Here is a 19181-nt window from a genome sequence, read left to right as displayed (position 1 = left end):
GACATGCTGCGCGAACGCCTGACCCGGCGCTACTTCCAGGACTACGCCAGCGCCTGGCTGAAGTTCCTCAACCGCCTGCGCTGGCAGCCGGCCAACAACCTGGGCGAGGTGATCGACCAGCTGACCCTGATGAGCGACGTGCGCCAGTCGCCGCTGATCGCGCTGATGAACACCCTGGCCTACCAGGGCCAGGCCGGCACCCGCAGCCAGGCGTTGGCCGACTCGCTGATCAGCTCGGCGCAGAAGCTGATCGCCCAGGCGCCGGCGCCGCTGATCGAGCAGGCGCAGCAGGGCCCCCAAGGCCCCTTGGACGCCACCTTCGGCCCGCTGCTGGCCTTGCTCGGCAAGACCCCCGAAGGCCAGAGCGATAACGAGCGCCTGAGCCTGCAAGCCTTCCTCAACCAGGTCACCCGCACCCGCCTGACCCTGCAGCAGGTGAACCACGCCGCCGACCCGCAGGACATGACCCAGACCCTGGCGCAGACGGTGTTCCAGGGCAAAAGCATCGACCTCACCGACACCCGCGCCTACGGCAGCCAGCTCGCCGCCAGCCTTGGCGCGGAGTGGGGCGGCATCGGCCAGACCCTGTTCGTGCAGCCGCTGGAACAAGCCTGGCAGCGGGTCCTGCAACCCTCGGCCAGCAGCCTCAACCGCCACTGGCAACGGGCGATCGTCAGCGAATGGCACGAGGCGTTCACCGGGCGCTACCCCTTCGCGGTCACCGCCAGCGACGCCTCGCTGCCGATGCTCGGGCAGATGATCCGCGCCGACTCCGGGCGCCTCGAGCAATTCCTGCAGCGCGAACTGGGCGGCTTGCTGCGCAAGGAGGGCAGCCGCTGGGTGGCCGACGCCCAACACAGCCAGGGCCTGCGCTTCAACCCGCAGTTCCTCACGGCGATCAACCAGCTCAGCCACCTGGCCGACGTGCTGTTTACCGACGGCGGCATGGGCCTGAGCTTCGAACTGCAAGGCAAACCGGTGCGCGACGTGGTGCAAACCACCTTCACCCTCAATGGCGAAAAACACGAGTACTTCAACCAGAAGGAAAGCTGGCAGCGCTTCAACTGGCCGGGTCGCAGCCAATACCCCGGCGCGAGCCTGACCTGGACCAGCGTGCAGGCCAACGAACGGCTGTTCGGCGATTACGCAGGCACCTGGGGCCTGATCCGCCTGCTGGAACAGGCGCAGGTCACGCCGCTGGACGATGGCGACAGCCGTTTTCGCCTGGTGCTCAAGGCGCCCGATGGCATTGGCCTGACCTGGTATTTGCGCACTGAGCTGGGGGCGGGGCCGATGGCGTTGCTGAAGTTGCGCGGCTTTAAGTTGCCGACGCAGATTTTTCTCGGCAAGGACGAGAAAGCTGTGCCCTATGCAATGAACGGGAGGTTTGAATGAGCCTGGAGCGATTGATCGAACGTTGCCTGGGAGCGCGCGATGCCTTGGGCCTTGCCCGAGCACAGGCAGCGCACTGGCAATCCTGGTTGCAGCCCATCAGCGCGGACTTGCCCGTAGGCGAAGACCCGGCCTGTGACGATGACTTCCAACGCATGCGTGAGGAGGTCAACAAACTGTCCGGGGCCGATATCGAACAGGTCATTCACCTGGCGCAGACGCTGCTTGCCGGATCGTCCAAGGACCTGCGGGTAGTCACTTATTACATATGGGCACGCTTGCACAGGGATGGCGAAGCAGGCTTGGCCGACGGCCTGAACCTGTTGGCCGCATTGCTGGAACGCTATGCCGCCCTGGTGCTGCCCGCGCGTCCCCACAGCCGGAAAATGGCGCTGGAGTGGCTGGCGAGCAGCAAGGTGCTCGACACCCTGTCGCGCTACCCCGAGGTGGTCAAGGACGAAGCCGAGCGCACGGTGGCGGCGCTAGCCTGGCTGGAGCGTGAGTTGGCCGCCTGGCCCCAGGATCAGCGTCCCGACCTCGGCGCGCTATATGCCGCGTTGTCTGCGCGGCTGGCGCAATCGGGCGGGGTCGACGCGCTGGTACCGCAGAACAGCGCCAGCCACGAGACGAACACGCGAGCGGCTGCCCCCGACGCGACGGTCATCAGATCCGGGCGCGACTTGCTGGACAGCGGTCGAGCGTTGGCAGGTTATTTGCGCGAACAATCCCAGGGTTGGTTGGCGGCTCATCGCCTGATGAAAAGCCTGCGCTGGGATACCGTGCATGCAGCACCACTGCAGGACGCCAGTGGCAAGACGCGCCTGGCACCCCCCCGTGGCGAATACCGCGCACAACTCAAGCGCCTGCACCTGCAACAAAACTTCAGTGAACTGTTGGATTTGGTAGAGCGGATCTACGCCGAGGGTGTGAACCATTTCTGGCTGGATTTGCAGTGGTACCTGTACCAGGCACTGAGCAAACAACCCGCGCCACAGGACAGCTGGGCCGACATTGCCAAGCGCGACCTGGGCATGTTCCTCGAGCGCTTGCCGGGGCTGGAGGCGTTGTGCTGGAACGATGGCTCGCCCTTGGCGGACGAGGTGACACGCGAGTGGATCAGCCAGCACGTCTGTGGCAATCGGCCTCAGCAATGGCTACCGGCGCCGACCGTTGCCGCAACCGGCGAGGACCCCGGGATCCTGTCATTGGAAGGTGAGGCCCTGGCCCAGGCCGACAGCGATGGCGTCGAGCACTCATTGGCCTGGCTGGCCGCGCGTCCGGGCATCCATACCGGCCGCCAACGCTGGTTGTTGCGCCTGCTGATGGCGCGGGTGGCCGAGCAATACGGCAAGAGCGAACTGGCCATTCACCTGCTCGGCGAACTGGATGCCAGTGGACAACGTCATGGGTTGGCCGAATGGGAAACGGAGCTGAGTTTCGAGGTCAAGGCTCGCCTGCTCAAGCTGTTGCGCCTGAAAGCTCAACGCAATGACGCGGACAAACCCGGGCTGACCCGGCGCATGGAGGCGCTGCTGGCAGCGCTGGTGGCAGTCGACCCGGTACGTGCCGCAGTGCTCTGTGGCTGAACTTCATTTATCAGGATTTTTTCTTTGAGCATCGACAATCTGACACTGCAGTATTTCGACGCCGAAATGCGCTACCTGCGCGAGGCCGGCAAAGAGTTTGCCGAAGCTTTTCCAGACCGGGCGGCCCAACTGAACCTGGACAAGTCGGGCGCGCGCGACCCGTATGTGGAGCGGCTGTTTGAAGGGTTTGCCTTCCTGATGGGGCGGTTGCGTGAAAAGCTTGATGATGACCTGCCGGAGCTGACCGAAGGACTGGTCAGCCTGCTCTGGCCACATTACCTGCGCACCATACCGTCGCTCTCGATTGTCGAGTTGCTGCCCGAGCTCGCGCAGATGAAGCGCAGCGAGCACATCGGCAGCGGTTTTGAAGTGCTGTCGCAACCCATCGGACCATTGCGCACCCGTTGCCGCTATACCACCACCCAAGGCCTGACATTGCAGCCGCTAGCCCTGGAGCGCGTGCAGGTGGCCCATGAACCGGACGGTCGCTCGCTGCTGAGACTGCGTTTTGCCTGCGGTGCAATGGCCAACGCCAGCGAGATCGACCTGAGCCGCCTGCCGTTGTACCTCAATGCCGATGCGGCGCTGGCCAGTGCGCTGCATCAGGCGCTGACGCTGAACAGCCAAGCACTGTATGTGCGTCTGCCGGGCCAGGATGTGCGCGAGCGGCTGGACGGTTATTTCATGCCCAAGGGATTCGGTGACGAGGATCGCCTGTGGCCCAAGGGCGACAGTGCCTTCAGTGGCTATCAGTTGCTGCTGGAGTATTTCACCTTTCGCGAGAAGTTCATGTTCGTGACCCTCTGCGGGCTCGAGCACCTGGAGCTGCCACCGAATACCCCCTGGTTCGAACTCGAGGTGGTGCTGCGCGAGCCATTGCCCCAGGCGTTCATTCCGAGCGCCGAGCACATTCGCCTGCATTGCGTGCCAGTGATCAATCTGTTCACGCTGGAGTCCGACCCGATGACCCTGGCGCCCCTGCAAACAGATTACCTGCTTCGTCCCATGCGCTTGCAGGACGGGCATACGGAGATTTATTCGGTGGATCGGGTCAGCGGCTCAAAGAGCGCCGTGCGCCATGAATACGTGCCATTCACCAGCTTTCGTCACAAGGGAGGCATGTTGCGTGACGAAGCACCGGAGCGGTATTTCCATACGCGACTCAAGCGTGGCCCCAATGGCCTGCATGACACCTGGCTGATCCTGGGTGGCGAAGGTTTCGATCAGGATCGGCTGGACAGCAGCGAAAGTCTGTCGCTGCGCTTGACCGGCACCCACGGACAACTGCCGCGCAAGGCCCTGCAAGGCACCTTGCTCGATACGCCGGTGCAATCGATTCAGGTCGACTTGCGGGTGCGCAACCTGTGTGCGCCGACCTTGCCGTGCTATCCGCCCAACCGCGACCGCTTCCACTGGCGGGTGCTCAGTCATCTTGGGTCGAACTTCCTGCCGATGCTCGACAATGCCGAAGTGCTGCGCGGCACGCTGGCGTTGTATGACTGGACGGGCAGTGAGCTGAACCGGCGTCGCCTGGCGGCGATTGTCGAGGTCAGCCACCACCTGGTCCAGCGCTTCGAAAGAGGCTTTCTGCTGCGCGGGGTGGATATCGAAGTCACGCTGGATGCCAACGGCTTCAGCGGTGAGGGCGACATCAGTCTGTTCGGCGAAATGCTCAATCGCTTCTTCGCCCTGTACGCCGACATCCACCTCTATAACCAGCTCACGCTGATCCTGCAACCTACTGGAAAGTGCCTGCGATGGAACGAGAACCACAGTCAGCGAATTCCCGGCTGAAAGCCAGCGGTTTACTCGAAGCCCTGAAGGGGCAGGTGGCCGAGGCGAATCTGTATCGCTTCTGCCAGTTGCTTGAACAGACGCTGCACGATTACCCGCCACTGGGCAGCACCACGTCACCTGCGGATGAACCGGTCCGCTTTCGGCCAGACCCGGGCATGGGCTTCCCTGCCGGAGAACTGAAGGCCATTGAAACCGACGATAAGCATCCTTGGCGCCCGGCCACGGTGCGCACGCGCCTGTTGGGTCTGTATGGCGTGGACTCGCCATTGCCGACGGCTTTTCTGGACGATATCGCCCAGCGACGCGAGGGACACGAGGCGCTCGAAGCGTTCCTGGACATTTTCAACCACCGGATCTTTACCCAGTTCTACCGGATATGGCGCAAGTACTCCTATCCCGCCGCCTTCGAAGCCGGTGGTACGGATGCAACCTCGCAGTGTCTGCTGGGACTGATCGGCCTGGGTATTCCCGGAACTGCCAGGCAGGTTGCCACGCCGATATCGCGCTTCCTCGCCTTGCTCAGCGTGATGCGACTGCCAACTCGCAACGCCGAAGGCATCGCTGCGCTGGTGAAGTTGCTGGCTCGCGAAACCCGGATACAGGTAACGCCACACTGGCCGCAGAAAGTGCTGCTGGCGCAGCCGGCGAGCCTGTCCGCCGAGCATCCGGTGCGCTTGTCCCAGGGCACCCCCCTGGGTGGTGTCGGCTACGACGCCAACAGTCAGTTGCATCTGGCGCTGTTCACCGAAGACCGGGACGAGGCCCGTGGCTGGCTGCCGGGTGGCCAGTTATACAACGATCTTTTGGTATTGCTGCGCGTGTACCTGGGCTGGCGTTGCACGGTAAAGCTGCAGTTATCGTTGCCCCTGCACAGCCTGCCGCCACCGCTGTTGGGACGAGCACAGGTGTCGCTGGGCATGACCGCGGTCCTGGGCCTGGGCAGTGATGCCAGGCAGGCCTGCGAAAGCACCATCATCACGATCAATCTGGGCCGCTATCAAGGCCTGCAGAAAAACCGCCAGGTCAGGGAGACACAGCATGTCGCGTACCGTTGCTAAATCATTGGGGGTCGCCGCGTTCGGTGTATTGCTCAGCGCTTGCGGAGTAACCCAGAGCGTGACAGACGCGACGACCTCGACCACCGAGGCGATCTTCTACAAGCAGGTGAAAACCCTGCACCTGGACCTCAGCGGGCGTGCAGCGCTGAACACTGCAGGGATCGACATGAACGCGTTGTCCGTGCCGACCCTGGTGCGGGTTTATCAGCTGCGTGACCGCAAGGCGCTGGAAAAGGCCAACTACGACAGCTTGCTCAGCCAGGACGAGCACGTGTTGAGTGCCGACCTGCTGGACAAACGAACCCTGGTGGTCAAGCCCGACCAAGGCGTGCAACTGAACATCCCCCTGGACAAGCAGGCACGCTATATCGCCGTGGTCGCATTGTTCCGTGAGGTCGATAACCGAGCCGATACCTGGCGCTTGACCCTGGCACGCGATGACCTCGACCCGGACCGGGTGCGGGTGATCGAACTGGGGGACAACAGACTGACCCTGCGCCCACTGGCCAAGGAGTGACGGATGAGCGACCTCAATCCCTCGTTGTACGAGACGCTCCTGCAGAATTTCGACGGCGAACTGGATCTGCATCTGGTCGCCGATGAGGATCAATGCACGCTGTCGGTGCTGGACAACCTGCGTCGCATCTTAAACAGCCGGGCCGGCGCGCTCGACCATCTGCCCGATTATGGCTTGCCGGACATGGGCCGGATTCTGCAGGGTCTACCGGGGACGGCGCATGAACTGATGAGTGCCATGGCCGACACTCTGGCCAAGTACGAGCCGCGCCTGGCCACGATTGGCATCGAACTGTTGCCCCAGACCCGACCGGGTCATCTGGAGTACAGCCTCGAAGTGCAACTCAAGGGGGGCCGTCGACTGACCTTCGGCACCACGCTCACACCAGGTGGCCATGTCCTGGTGCGTCACTTGAAGCGACAGCACTATCTATCGATGTCGGGAATTGATTAACCAAAGGAATGCGCAATGACAGCGATGTTTGAGATGCGAATCAGGCTTGGCGGCGACCCAAGCGCTTTCAGTGAGTTCAAGGCACTGCGTGAAGAGTTGGCCAGGCTGAGCCATCCGGCCTGCCCCGATGTGGATTGGGTCAAGGTGGAACAATTGTGCCTTGTGCTGTTCAAGCGTAACGGGGCGGAGTTGCAAACAGCCGCTGCTTTCGTACTTGCCCGTAGTCACCTCCACGGCCTGGAAGGTATGGTTCAGGGGATCGCGCTGATCGAGGCGCTGGTCTGCGAATGGGCAACACTGTGGCCGGCGATGGAGCCGGCGCGCCTGGAAATCCTGGCCTGGCTATTCGCGCGTCTGCAGCCCCTGTTGCGCAGCCTGGAGCTGCAACCCTGGGGGCTGCCAGTGATCGCTCAACTGGGCGCGGCACTGGAGTGCTTGCAGGCACGGCTGAATCGACAGGCACTGCATTCGCCGGGCACATTGCAAGCGCTACGTCAGCAAGTCGAAGGTCTGCTACAGAGGCTGGCGCAGAGCCACACGCAGACCCACTCGTTGTTCGACGCGGTGGCATTGTCGGCAAGACTGCCGCAACCGCTCCCGGTGATGCCGGTAGTGGTCCTGCCGACGCCGCCGATGCCTGTCGTGTTGGCTGGCGGTCAGCAAAAGCAGGCGCGCCGGCTTGGCCCCTGGCTGTTCGCCGCCGCCGCGACGATTACCTTGGCCGCGGGTGCCTCCTGGACGACCTGGCTGGCGAGCCCGGACAAGGAGGGCATTAACCGCCTGACCAGCGTTTTCGAGACGCCACCCAGGGTGCCCGAGCCGGTGCGCCTGGACAGCCTCTCCCTATTCACTCCCGGCAGCGCCGAACTCAAGCCCGGCTCGACCAAGGTATTAATCAGTGCCCTGGTCGACATCAAGGCCCAACCTGACTGGTTGATCGTCATTGCCGGGCACAGCGACGCCAAGGGCAATGCCGAACAAAACCTGCAGCTGTCCCACGCTCGCGCCTCGGCGGTGCGCGGCTGGATGCAGCGGATGGGGGACATCCCCGACAGCTGCTTCGCGGTTCAGGGCTTTGCCGACAGCCAGCCGATCGCCAGTAACGACAGCGAGGCCGGGCGCGCGACAAACCGGCGTGTCGATATCCAACTGGTGCCCCAGGCGGGAGCCTGCGGGAAAACAGGCGAGAAGGCAGCGTCATAGCAACCATTCATTCGCTCGATACCCATCATTAAGGAATGCAAGTTCTGTTTTTCCGCCAAGGGAGGAAGATAGCGTCATACCGATCTCGCCATTGAAGGAATAAGCGCGATGAGAATCTCGACCCTGCTGGCTTTTTTCGCCCTGTTCAGCGCCAGTGTGGCTGCAACCGCACCGGCCATGGCTGGCGATGCGTCCTGCCGTATCCTGCCGATTGCCGACAGCACTGTGCGATTGCAACACGCACAAAAGGTCGCGGTGCTCTACAGCGAAAACACGCTCAACACCCAGCAATACCTCGAGAGCTATCACGCTGTGGCGGTAAAGGGGGCGCAAAACCCCGGGCTGGATAAGCGGATCAGCCAGGCGTTCGTCGACAGCTCCGACCCGCAGCGGGCGATTGGCTGGTTGATGACGTCATTGCAGAAAGAGTTCGCCGCGGTGACGGTCTATGACAACCTCGATGCGGCGCTTCAGGCTCATCCGGACGTGGTGGTGATGCTCGACACTTTCAGTCGCCTGGTGTCCAAACGCAACAGTCAGGTTGAGGCGCGGTTTGTGGCCAGGTTCTACGATTCGAACCTGCAATACATCGGCCAGGCCCAAGGTTCACGTGCCGAGCAGATGCCCTCGGTGTGGGTGCATGGCAAAGCCGCGCCGCAGATTGCCGCGCAAATCAATCAGCAGACCGAGTTGCAAGTGAACGCGTTGAAACAGTTCGATGCGTCGTTGCAGGCACTGGTGACCACCGGTCCGGTGGATCACGTGGCAAGCAACTGAACCGCTACCAGCCCTTGACCCCGCTCATATCCGGCAGCTTGTGCGCAATGCCCTTGTGGCAGTCGATGCAGGTGGCCTCGCCCTTGGCCAATGACGTGGAATGCATGGCCGCTGCCCGTTTGCCCTGGCGGGTAAAGTCCATGAATTCGAAGTTGTGGCAGTTGCGGCATTCGCGCGAGTCGTTGGCCTTGAGCCTGGCCCATTCGTGTTCCGCCAGCTCACGGCGAAGGTTGAGGAATTTGTCGCGGGTGTCGATGGTGCCGAAAAGCTTGCCCCAGACTTCCTTCGAAGCCTGCATTTTACGCGCGATCTTGTGGGTCCACTCATGGGGTACGTGGCAATCCGGGCAGCTCGCGCGCACGCCTGAGCGGTTGGTGTAGTGGATGGTGTCCTGTAATTCGACAAACACGTTGTCGCGCATTTCGTGGCAGGAAATGCAGAACTTCTCGGTGTTCGTCAGCTCCAGTGCCGTGTTGAACCCACCCCAGAAAATGATCCCGGCGATGAAACCGCCCAGCGTCAGGAATCCCAGGCTGAAATAAACGCTCGGCCGACAGAGGATGCCCCAGTAGTCCTTAAGCAGGGCGAACAGTGCTTTCATGGCGCCTCCTCATCGTTTCTGCGCGGCGTTGGCGTCGTCTTGCAGGATTTTGTCGATGGTCTCGAAGCTGTTGCCCACCAGTGGCAGCACATCTTTTTGCGGCACATGGCACTGGTTGCAAAAGTAGCGACGCGGTGAGACAGCCGCCAGCGCCTGGCCGTCGCGGTCCATGTAGTGGGTGATGCTGATCATCGTCGCCTGGCTGCGTGGACTGTTGGCCCGGCTGTGGCAGGACAGGCACTTGTTGCCGTTCTTGTCGATCTGATAGCCGCGAATGCTGTGCGGGATGGTCGGTGGCTGGTCAGGGTAGTTGCGCTCGCGCTTGAGGTCCTTGTTTTCGTCGTCGGCCAGGCGCGGCGCTGGCGCGTTTTGCGTCAGGGTGCCGCCTGGCCGGCGTCCGTCCGGGCCCGGTGCATCCAGAGGGTAATCAACCCCGGCGGCGATCGCAGCGCCCAAAAAAGTGCCCATCACGGCGAGCAGGAACAGTGGCGGGATGCGAAAAGTCATGACGGTTCTCCTCAAGCCACGCTGATCAACTCGATGCGGATCGCGCATTTCTTGTAGTCGGTCTGCTTGGAGATCGGGTCGGTGGCGTCGAGCGTGACCTTGTTGATCAGCTTGTTGGCATCGAAAAACGGCACGAACACCAGGCCGCGCGGCGGTTTGTTGCGCCCGCGGGTTTCGATGCGGGCGCGGATTTCCCCGCGGCGGCTGATCAGCTTCACTTCGCTGCCACGGCGTGCGTTCATGGCCTTGGCATCCTCGGGATGCATGTAGACCAGGGCGTCGGGCACGGCTTTGTACAGTTCTTCCACCCGTTGGGTCATGGTGCCCGTGTGCCAATGCTCCAGGACCCGGCCGGTGCTCAGCCAGAACGGGAAGTCGGCGTCCGGGGCTTCGGCCGGTGGCTCGTAGGGCAGGGCGAAGATGATCGCCTTCTTGTCCGGGTAGCCGTAGAACTGCACTTCGCTGCCCGTTTCCACATAGGGGTCGAGCCCCTCGCGGTAGCGCCAGCGGGTTTCCTTGCCGTCGACCACCGGCCAGCGCAGGCCGCGTTCGCTGTGGTAACGATCGAAAGCCGCGAGGTCATGGCCATGACCGCGACCAAACTGCGCGTACTCTTCGAACAGGCCCTTTTGCAGGTAGAAACCAAAGGCCTTGGCTTCATCGTTCTTGTAGCCGGTCTCGATTTGCTCGACGGGAAACTCGTCGACCTGGCCGTTCTTGAACAACACTTCGAACAGGGTCTTGCCCTTGTACTCCGGGGCCTTGGCCAGCAACTCCGCGGGCCAGGTTTCATCGGTTTTGAAGCGTTTGGAAAACTCCACCAACTGCCACAGGTCGGACTTGGCGTCTCCCGGTGCGCTGACCAACTGATGCCAGAACTGCGTGCGGCGCTCGGCGTTGCCGAAGGCGCCTTCCTTTTCCACCCACATCGCGCTGGGCAGGATCAGGTCGGCCGCCTGGGCGGAAACGGTGGGGTAGACGTCCGAGACGATCACGAAGTTGTCCGGGTTGCGCCAGCCAGGCAACACTTCCTGCATGATGTTGGGCCCGGCCTGCATGTTGTTGCTGGCCTGGGTCCAGTACACGTTGAGCACTCCGTCCTTGAGCATGCGGCTTTGTTGCACCGCATGAAAGCCGACTTTCTCCTGAATGGTGCCGGCAGGCAGCTTCCAGATTTTTTCCGCGGTGGCGCGGTGCTTGGGGTTGGTCACCACCATGTCGGCGGGCAGGCGGTGGGAGAAAGTCCCGACCTCGCGGGCAGTGCCACAGGCCGATGGCTGGCCGGTCAACGAGAAGGGGCTGTTGCCCGGCTCGCTGATCTTGCCCGTGAGCAAATGGATGTTGTAGATCAGGTTGTTGGCCCAAACTCCGCGGGTGTGCTGGTTGAAACCCATGGTCCAGAACGACACGACTTTACGGTTGGGGTCGGCATAGAGTTCGGCCAACGACTTGAGGCGATCAGGCGCAACCCCGGTTTCTTTCGCCGTGCGTTCCAGGGTGTAGGGTTTGACGAACTCGGCGAACTGCTCGAAGGACATGTCTGTCCAGGTATTGGCCTTGTCGGCATTCTTCGCCTGTTTTTCCAGCGGATCATCGGCTCGCAAGCCGTAGCCAATATCGTCGGCGCCCTTGGCGAAGCGCGTGTGCTTGCTGATGAAATCCTGATTGACCGCGCCACTTTCAATGATGTGGTTGGCGATGTAGTTGAGGATCAACAGGTCGGTTTGTGGCTTGAACACCATGGGGATGTCGGCCAGCTCGAAGCTGCGGTGTTCGAAGGTCGACAGCACCGCGACCTTCACGTGCGGATAGCTCAGGCGCCGGTCGGTGACGCGGCTCCACAGGATCGGATGCATCTCTGCCATGTTCGAGCCCCACAACACAAAGGCGTCGGTGGCTTCGATGTCGTCGTAGCAACCCATCGGCTCATCCGCGCCAAAGGTGCGCATGAAACCCATCACCGCCGAGGCCATGCAATGGCGGGCATTGGGGTCGATGTTGTTGCTGCGAAAGCCGGCTTTCATCAGCTTGTTGGCGGCATAACCTTCCCACACCGTCCATTGTCCCGAGCCGAACATGCCGACCGATTCGGGGCCCTTGGTTTTCAAGGCCTGCTTGAATTTTTCTTCCATGATGTCGAAGGCCTTGTCCCAACTGATCGCCTGGAACTCGCCCTGCTTGTCGTACCGGCCGTTTTTCATGCGCAGCAGCGGCTGGGTCAGGCGGTCGACGCCATACATGATCTTGGACAGAAAATAGCCCTTCACGCAGTTCAAGCCGCGATTGACCTCGGCCTTGACGTCGCCATGGGTGGCGACTACCCGGTTGTCCCGGGTCGCGACCATCACGCTGCAACCGGTGCCGCAAAAACGACAGGGCGCCTTGTTCCAGTCCAGGGTGACCATGTCCGCTTCGGTCACCAGGTTGCTGGCAGTGGTGAATATCGGCAGGCCGGCCGCGGAGGCTGCAATGGCGGCGGCCTGGGCCTTGACGAATGCTCGGCGTGACATGCTCATTGGCTGTCTCCCGCGGGATCGAGAATTTCGTGATAGATCAGCGCAGCGTTGAGTACGCCCGGCAGATTGTTGATTTGATCGATGCGTTGCAGGATCTGGTTTTCGTGTACGGCCTCAAGGACTACCACCAGTTTCCCGGCGGCACTTTCCTGATGCAATTCCACGCCGTCCAATCGTCGCAGGTTGGCTTTGACGGCGTCGAAGCGTTCAGGTCGGGCAAGTACCACAAGGCTGGCGATATGCAGGATTTCGTCCATGGTTGACTCCAACAGGCTCTATTGAAGGGCTTTTAGTTGGGCGGTCCGGGAGGGCCGTAGAGCATTTGGAAAAACCAGATAAGGAAACCGTAACTGCCGACGATAGCGACTGAAAGTAACGGGAAAAGGCAAATGACAAGAAACAGGAACAGGCGCATTTCCTTGCGTCGTTGCGGTTTTTGCTCTTCTGTCAATGACATGGAGTGCGCTCCAGCCGAACGTGCACTCCAGACTAGATCACGGAATTATAAGGGGGGGTGTTGCTAAGACTTTTATCGACAGGCGGTGGCCGATACTCACTGGTCTGCCACATGTAGTTATAACACTGCGGACCGTTACACCGCTGAGTTACCAATATGCAGCGATTTGATAGGGTTTCTTGTTTGATAGTAGTTCGTTTAACCGATCGATCGGTGCTTTACCACTTCGGCTTCAACTACCCAGGTCACCCTTGTATCCGGCTGTTCAGGTGTAAGGAGGCCGCCGTTCGATACAAGGGCAAAAAGCATGGGGAGACTCTGGAAGGAAAGGGAGTGCGTTGTTGCCCATCAGCTGTGCACCAACGCGATGGTGAATGAAACCACGATCATGCAGGCGAAGGCGAAATTTATATTCATGTCGTTTCCATCCGAGTCAGGGGTGATGGCGCTCATCTTGAACAGGTCGGACGCAAATAAAAAATTCGCCTTGGTGATTTGAAAGATCGAAGGAATTGATAGCTGGCGCGTGAGTCGCGGCTCGAGTCACTGCAGACAAACTGTGGGGGCGCGCAGGCTCCCACAGTCGGGTTTTAGCTGTCGCATTATCAGCGCAGTCGCTCCAGCATCTGGTAGTACCACATGCCCGCCGCCAGCATCGGGTTGCCAAGCAGATCGCCCATGGGCACGCGGATATGCTGGCAGGCAGCGAAGGTGTCGTACTGCTCAAGCTGCCCGGTGATCGCGCGGCCCATGATTTCGCCCATGATGTGGGTGGTGGCGATGCCGTGCCCGGAGTAGCCCTGGCAGTACCAGACGTTGTCCGAGAGTTTGCCCACTTGCGGGATGCGGTTGATCACGATGCCCATCGCGCAGCTCCATTGATAGTCGATGGCCACGCCTTTGAGTGCCGGGAACGTCTGCTCGATGCACGGGCGCAACTCGGCGGCGATGTCGCGCGAATCCTTGCCGCTGTAGTTGGCGCCGCCGCCGAACAACAGGCGGCCGTCGGCGGTCAGGCGGTAGTAGTCGAGCACGAAGCGGCAATCGTAGACGGCGAGGTCTTCAGGGTTGATCTGTTTGGCCAGGTCGCCCAGCGGCGCAGTGGTGACGATGCCGCCCATGGCCGGGAAGATCTTGCCCTTGAGCTTGCCCGGCTCCAGTTTGTGGTAGACGTCACCGGCCAGCAGTACCTGATTGGCATCGATGCGACCTTGGGCGGTGCGCACGCCTGGTTGGTCGCCGTGAATGATTTCCAGCACTTCGCTGTTTTCGAAGATCGACGCACCGAGACTTTCTGCCGCCCGGGCTTCGCCGATGCACAGGTTGAGTGGATGCAGGTGCATGTTGCGGGTGTTCTTGATCGCGCCGTGGTAGAGGTCGCTCTGCAGCAGGTCGCGTACCTGGCTGCGGTCGAGCAGGCTGACGTCGTCACCCATGCCACGGCGCAGCGCTTCGTCGTAGTCCTTGCGCAAACCGTCCATGTGGCCAGGTTTGTACGCCGCGTGCAGGTGGCCGTGCTTGAGGTCGCAGGCAATGCCGTATTTCTCCACCCGTTGCTTGATGATCTGGTGCCCGCGCCAGCGCAGGTGCCAGATGAAATCGTCGACTTCATCGCCGAGGCTGCGGCGCATCTGTTTACGCATGGCTTCCTCGCCCGAGAGGCTGCCGGTGACCTGGCCGCCGTTGCGTCCGGTGGCGCCCCAGCCGATCTTGTGGCTTTCGACGATGGCGACCTTCAGGCCTTTCTCCGCCAGTTCGACGGCCGTGGCGACGCCAGTGAATCCGCCGCCGATGATGACTACGTCGACGCGGTGCTGGCCTTGCAGGGTTGGGTAATCGGTTTCGTGGTTGAGGGTGGCGGTGTAGTAGGAATGGGTGCGTTGGGTCATGTTTTTGTCCAGGCGAAATGAGGTCGAGAGACAGCGCGATCCTTGTGGGAGCGAGCCTGCTCGCGAAGCGGCCGACACATTCAGCACTTGTAGTGACTGACACACCGCTTTCGCGAGCAGGCTCGCTCCCACAGGGCGGGGCAGATGGCGGTTTACGCCTCAGTCAAGTACCAACGCCAATCCTGCTCACCCACTTCAGCCATGAACTGCCGATACTCCGCACGCTTGACCGCCAGGTACACCCCCAGAAATTCCTGCCCCAACGCATCCCGCGCCCACACCGAATTTTCCAGCGCCGTCAGTGATGTCAGCCAGTCGGTCGGCAGCAATTGCGTAGCCTGCGCGTAGCCGTTGCCTTGGACCGGTTCGCCCGGGTCGAGGTTCTCGCTGATGCCGCGATGGATGCCAGCCAGGATCGCCGCTGCTGCCAGGTACGGGTTGGCATCGGCACCGCAGATGCGATGTTCGATGTGACGGCTGTTGGCCGGACCACCGGGCACCCGCAGGCTGACGGTGCGGTTGTCGACGCCCCAGGTCGGGGCCAGCGGCGCATAGCTGTTGGCCTGGAAGCGCCGGTAGGAGTTGGCATTGGGGCAGAACAGCAACAGCGAATCGAGCAGCGACGCCAGCATGCCGCCGATGGCGGTGCGCAGCAGCGGGGTGCCGGCCGGGTCCTCGGACGCGAACAGGTTGCGACCTTCGGCATCGGCGATGCTGACGTGCATGTGCATGCCGGTACCCGCCAGGTGATCGAAGGGTTTGGCCATGAACGTCGCCTGCATGCCGTGCTTGTGGGCCACGGCTTTGACCAGGCGTTTGTAACGCACCGCCTGATCCATCGCCTGCAAGGCATCGCCGTGTTCCAGGGTGATTTCCACCTGCCCCGGCGCGTATTCGGAAATCGCTGTGCGCGCCGGAATGCCATGGAGTTTGCACGCGGCATAGAGGTCGGCGAGGAAAGGCTCGATCTGCTCCAGCTCACGCAGGCCATAGACCTGGGTATGTCGCGGTCGACCGCCGTCAGCGTCCAGCGCCGGTTGCGGGCGACCATTGTGATCGCGCTTGGCGTCCAGCAAATAGAACTCCAGCTCGCACGCCATCACCGGGTGGTATCCCTCGGCTTGCAACCGCTCGATGACCTTGATCAGCAGGTGACGTGGATCAGCGATGCTCGCCGGCATGCCTTCTTGCGGGTGCATGCTGACTTGCACCGCCGCGGTCGGAATTTGCCGCCACGGCAAACGCACCAGGCTGCCTTCGAGCGGGTAGGCACGGCAGTCGATGTCACCCACCTCCCAGACCAGTCCGGAGTTCTCGACGTCATCGCCTTGCAAGGTCAGGCCGAGGATGGTGCTGGGCAGCGGGCGACCGCTTTCATACACCGCCAGCAGTTCCTCGCGGTGCAACAGCTTGCCGCGCGGCACGCCGTTGGCATCGAGAATGAACAGCTCGATCATGTCGATATCCGGGTTGTTCGCCAAAAAGCGTTGGGCGTCTTCAAGGGCTGCGAATTTCATAGTTCATCACTCACGGTGGCGTCCCGCGGACGCACGGATTCAGGCCAGGGCGCGACGGCGGATAAAGATCCACGGCGCTCTGGCAGCGATAGCGAAAAAGTAAGGGGGCTCGACGCGTCGTGGACGCGATCAGGCGAGCAGGGTGCTATCCGGCGGGCGTGCGGAGTGACGCAGTTTGGAGCGGCGCAGGGCCATGGGCAGGTTGACGATACGCTTCATGAGGCAATGCCGTCCACGACCCATGCAGAGGGGGTCAGGAATGAGACATCCAGCAAGTGGTGCTCTGACGGTGCGGTGCTCATGACTCAGGTTTCCAGCAGGGGAAATCGTCGTTGGCGGATAACACGCTATCCGCCGTGACTGGATACTAGGGGTGAAAGCGCAACCTGTAAACGTCTGTTTTCAGCGCAGAAGGTGCACGGCCACCCCGATCAGCCCACAACCGGACAATACTTCGATGACCCCTCGCTTGAACCGCAGCAGGGCAATCGCGGCCGCAATGGCGATCAGCAGCGACGGCCAGTCCAGCCGATTGGCGAAGCCCTCAGGCCACAGCACATGATAAGCAAAGAAGCACGCCAGATTGACAATCACGCCAACCACCGCAGCGGTAATCGCGGTCAGCGGCGCGGTGAACTTGAGTTCGTTGTGCGTCGATTCCACCAGCGGGCCACCGGCGAGAATGAACAGGAACGAAGGCAGGAAGGTGAACCAGGTTACCAGCATGGCGGCGACGGCACCGGCGACGAAGGCCTGATCGGGACCGAACACCTGATGCACGTAGCCGCCGATGAAACCGACGAAGGCGACCACCATGATCAATGGCCCGGGTGTGGTTTCGCCGAGCGCCAGGCCATCGATCATTTGCGTCGGCGTCAGCCATCCATAGTGGCCGACCGCGCCCTGGTAGACATACGGCAGCACCGCGTAGGCACCGCCGAAGGTCAGCAGCGCCGCCTTGGTGAAAAACCAGCCCATCTGGGTCAGCGTGCCTTCCCAGCCGAACAGGGTGGTGAGGGAGGCCATCGGCAGCGCCCACAACAGCGCACCGATCAGGGCCAGGCGCAGCAGTTTCCAGCTGCTGAAACGGGCATGCTCGGGCGTGGGTGTGTCGTCGTCGATGACGGCGGCGCCGAAGGATTTTTGCGCGGCGCCGTGCCCGCCGGTACGGAATTTTTCGGGGGCCAGGCGTCCGCCGAAATAACCTATGATTGCCGCCCCCAAAACGATCAAGGGAAACGGTACGTTGAGCGCGAAGATGGCCACGAATGACGCGGCGGCGATGCCCCACATCCAGGCGTTTTTCAAGGCCCGGGAGCCGATCCGATGCGCCGCCTGCAGCACAATGGCGGTCACCGCCGGCTTGATCCCGTAGAAAAGCCCGACCACCACCGGCACCTCACCGAAGGCGACATACACCCAGGACAAGGCTATCAGGAGGAACAGCGACGGCAGCACGAACAGCACGCCGGCAATCACGCCGCCCCAGGTCCGGTGCATCAGCCAGCCGATGTAGGTCGCCAATTGCTGGGCCTCGGGGCCGGGCAGCAACATGCAATAGTTGAGCGCATGCAGGAAGCGGCGCTCGGAGATCCAGCGCCGGCGTTCGACCAGTTCCTGGTGCATGATCGAGATCTGCCCGGCCGGCCCGCCGAAGCTTATGAAACCGAGCTTGAGCCAGAAACGGAACGCTTCTCGCAGACTGATTGCAGCGGGCTTCGCAGGTTGCTGTGCTTCGACGGGGGCAGGGCTCAAACGGCGATTCCTTTTGCAGGGACTCTGTGACCCGCGACTTTAACCATGAGCACGCGGTTTGAATAGCCAGGCACTGCGTCAACTCAAAACGTAGTCCACCGGCATGAGCGGCGGCGGCAATGTCGTCTCACCCATGGCCGCCAGGACATCGCGCTCGATGGTGCGCACCAATGCGTCGATGGGCAGCTGGTTTTCATCGCGACCGAACGGATCCTCCAGTTCATCGGCAATCGCATCCAGGCCGAAGAACGTGTAGCTGACAATCGCGGTGAAGACCGGCGTCAGCCAGCCCAACGGTTCGGCCATGGCGAATGGCAGCAAAATGCAGAACAGGTAGATGGTGCGGTGCAGCAACAAGGTGTAGGGGAAGGGCAGCGGCGTGTTCTTGATCCGTTCACAGACCGCCTGGACCTGGGTCAGGCGGGTCAAGTGGTTGGCCATCAGCATGTGGCGCCACTCGTTGATCACGCCAGACTCGGCCAGCGTCGAGCATTGTTGGCCGGCCTGCATCAGGATTCGCCCACAGAGATCGCCTGCGTTGTCCAAGGGCAGCGGATCGAGCCAGGCCCCGCTGGCCGCCAGTTCGTCTTCCTGGCGCAACCTGGCGTTGAGCGCGTGGGCAAAGCCACAGAGTTTACGCAGCAGGCTGTTGCGCTCGACGTCATCCTTGATGACCTGGGTTTCTCGCGCCATGGAGCGAATCTCCACCAGCATGTCGCCCCAGGCCTTGCGCGCTTCGTACCAGCGGTCATAACAGGCGTTGTTGCGAAAGCTCATGAAGATCGACAGCGACAGGCCCAACAGGGTGAAGGGCGTCGCACTGACCTTGGAAAAATAGCTGGGGTGCGACATCTCGACGAGCACGATGACCGATGCGAGCAGCGTCACCATCAGGGCGCGCCAGGCGATGCGCTTGGCGATCGAGCCTTTGAGCGACGTCAGGATGCCGATCAGGTTGGGTTTGGGTCTTACGATCATGGTTGTGCGCCTGGGAAGGACAGTGATGGAGCTGGCGTTTAATCGCCGGTCATGGGCATGACGCGGCGCAGGCTAGGAGCAACGAATCCGTACGTCCAATCACTATGAGTGACTGGGTGATCGACGGAGTCTATGAAGGATTTTCAAGCGCGCAGCGACCGTGCACCGCTGCGTCTGT

17 protein-coding genes are annotated in these 19181 nt (G+C 61.8%); 8 read left to right on the top strand and 9 right to left on the bottom strand.

Features of this window, described 5'->3' with window-relative positions; translation table 11 throughout:
* From CGA21_RS20895 to CGA21_RS20860, 8 genes are all read left to right on the top strand, one after another.
* Positions 1-1395 (top strand): type VI secretion IcmF C-terminal domain-containing protein (locus CGA21_RS20895; RefSeq protein WP_317451698.1); only part of this gene is annotated, 1395 nt, incomplete at its 5' end.
* Complete coding sequence (gene tssA, locus CGA21_RS20890; protein ID WP_188264949.1) at positions 1392-2978, top strand: type VI secretion system protein TssA; 1587 nt, start codon at positions 1392-1394, stop codon at positions 2976-2978. The genes CGA21_RS20895 and tssA, both read left to right, overlap by 4 nt.
* Positions 2979-3002: 24 nt before the next feature.
* A complete protein-coding gene (gene tssF / locus CGA21_RS20885) occupies positions 3003-4772 on the top strand; it encodes a type VI secretion system baseplate subunit TssF (protein WP_110753486.1) in 1770 nt (589 codons plus the stop codon).
* On the top strand, positions 4736-5833 hold the full coding sequence (tssG, locus tag CGA21_RS20880; protein WP_110753484.1) for a type VI secretion system baseplate subunit TssG: 1098 nt from the start codon (positions 4736-4738) through the stop codon (positions 5831-5833). Before tssF ends, tssG begins: the two co-directional genes overlap by 37 nt.
* Positions 5814-6350: a type VI secretion system lipoprotein TssJ gene (tssJ, locus tag CGA21_RS20875; protein ID WP_188264948.1), complete on the top strand. Its 537-nt coding sequence runs from the start codon at positions 5814-5816 to the stop codon at positions 6348-6350. Before tssG ends, tssJ begins: the two co-directional genes overlap by 20 nt.
* Positions 6351-6353: 3 nt before the next feature.
* Positions 6354-6803 (top strand): type VI secretion system baseplate subunit TssE, encoded by a 450-nt coding sequence (gene tssE / locus CGA21_RS20870; protein ID WP_110753480.1) that lies wholly within the window; start codon positions 6354-6356, stop codon positions 6801-6803.
* A 15-nt stretch (positions 6804-6818) separates the two neighbouring features.
* Positions 6819-8006, top strand: a complete 1188-nt coding sequence (locus CGA21_RS20865; protein WP_188264947.1) for an OmpA family protein — start codon at positions 6819-6821, stop codon at positions 8004-8006.
* A gap of 108 nt (positions 8007-8114) precedes the next feature.
* On the top strand, positions 8115-8783 hold the full coding sequence (locus CGA21_RS20860; protein ID WP_188264946.1) for an ATPase: 669 nt from the start codon (positions 8115-8117) through the stop codon (positions 8781-8783).
* A gap of 4 nt (positions 8784-8787) precedes the next feature.
* Here the strand turns inward: CGA21_RS20860 and CGA21_RS20855 are convergent, their stop codons facing one another.
* The 9 genes from CGA21_RS20855 to CGA21_RS20815 form a co-directional block, all read right to left on the bottom strand.
* Positions 8788-9384, bottom strand: coding sequence for a cytochrome c3 family protein (locus CGA21_RS20855; protein ID WP_008060000.1), 597 nt, complete (start codon positions 9382-9384; stop codon positions 8788-8790).
* Positions 9385-9393: 9 nt separating this feature from the next.
* Positions 9394-9891: a nitrate reductase cytochrome c-type subunit gene (locus tag CGA21_RS20850; RefSeq protein ID WP_188264945.1), complete on the bottom strand. Its 498-nt coding sequence runs from the start codon at positions 9889-9891 to the stop codon at positions 9394-9396.
* Between the two features lie 11 nt (positions 9892-9902).
* The gene (gene napA / locus CGA21_RS20845) at positions 9903-12407 is read right to left on the bottom strand and encodes a nitrate reductase catalytic subunit NapA (RefSeq protein ID WP_188264944.1); all 2505 of its coding nucleotides are present in this window, start codon (positions 12405-12407) and stop codon (positions 9903-9905) included.
* Entirely contained in the window at positions 12404-12664 is a 261-nt protein-coding gene (locus CGA21_RS20840; RefSeq protein ID WP_110753470.1) for a chaperone NapD, read from the bottom strand. The genes napA and CGA21_RS20840 overlap by 4 nt, the downstream gene beginning before the upstream one ends.
* A gap of 32 nt (positions 12665-12696) precedes the next feature.
* Positions 12697-12864: a periplasmic nitrate reductase, NapE protein gene (gene napE / locus CGA21_RS20835; protein ID WP_020799563.1), complete on the bottom strand. Its 168-nt coding sequence runs from the start codon at positions 12862-12864 to the stop codon at positions 12697-12699.
* Between the two features lie 605 nt (positions 12865-13469).
* A complete protein-coding gene (locus CGA21_RS20830; protein WP_188264943.1) occupies positions 13470-14753 on the bottom strand; it encodes an NAD(P)/FAD-dependent oxidoreductase in 1284 nt (427 codons plus the stop codon).
* A 152-nt stretch (positions 14754-14905) separates the two neighbouring features.
* Positions 14906-16270, bottom strand: coding sequence for a glutamine synthetase family protein (locus CGA21_RS20825; protein WP_110753467.1), 1365 nt, complete (start codon positions 16268-16270; stop codon positions 14906-14908).
* A 402-nt stretch (positions 16271-16672) separates the two neighbouring features.
* Entirely contained in the window at positions 16673-18025 is a 1353-nt protein-coding gene (gene chrA, locus CGA21_RS20820) for a chromate efflux transporter (protein WP_110753465.1), read from the bottom strand.
* Positions 18026-18103: 78 nt separating this feature from the next.
* Entirely contained in the window at positions 18104-19003 is a 900-nt protein-coding gene (locus tag CGA21_RS20815; RefSeq protein WP_110753463.1) for a bestrophin family protein, read from the bottom strand.
* Positions 19004-19181 lie beyond the last annotated feature (178 nt).

The sequence above is a fragment of the Pseudomonas sp. PSB11 genome (assembly GCF_014596605.1).
GTDB classification, from domain to species: Bacteria; Pseudomonadota; Gammaproteobacteria; order Pseudomonadales; family Pseudomonadaceae; genus Aquipseudomonas; species Aquipseudomonas umsongensis.
The sequence above is the reverse complement of the archived record's forward strand: the minus strand, read 5'-3'. Positions and strand labels throughout refer to the sequence as shown.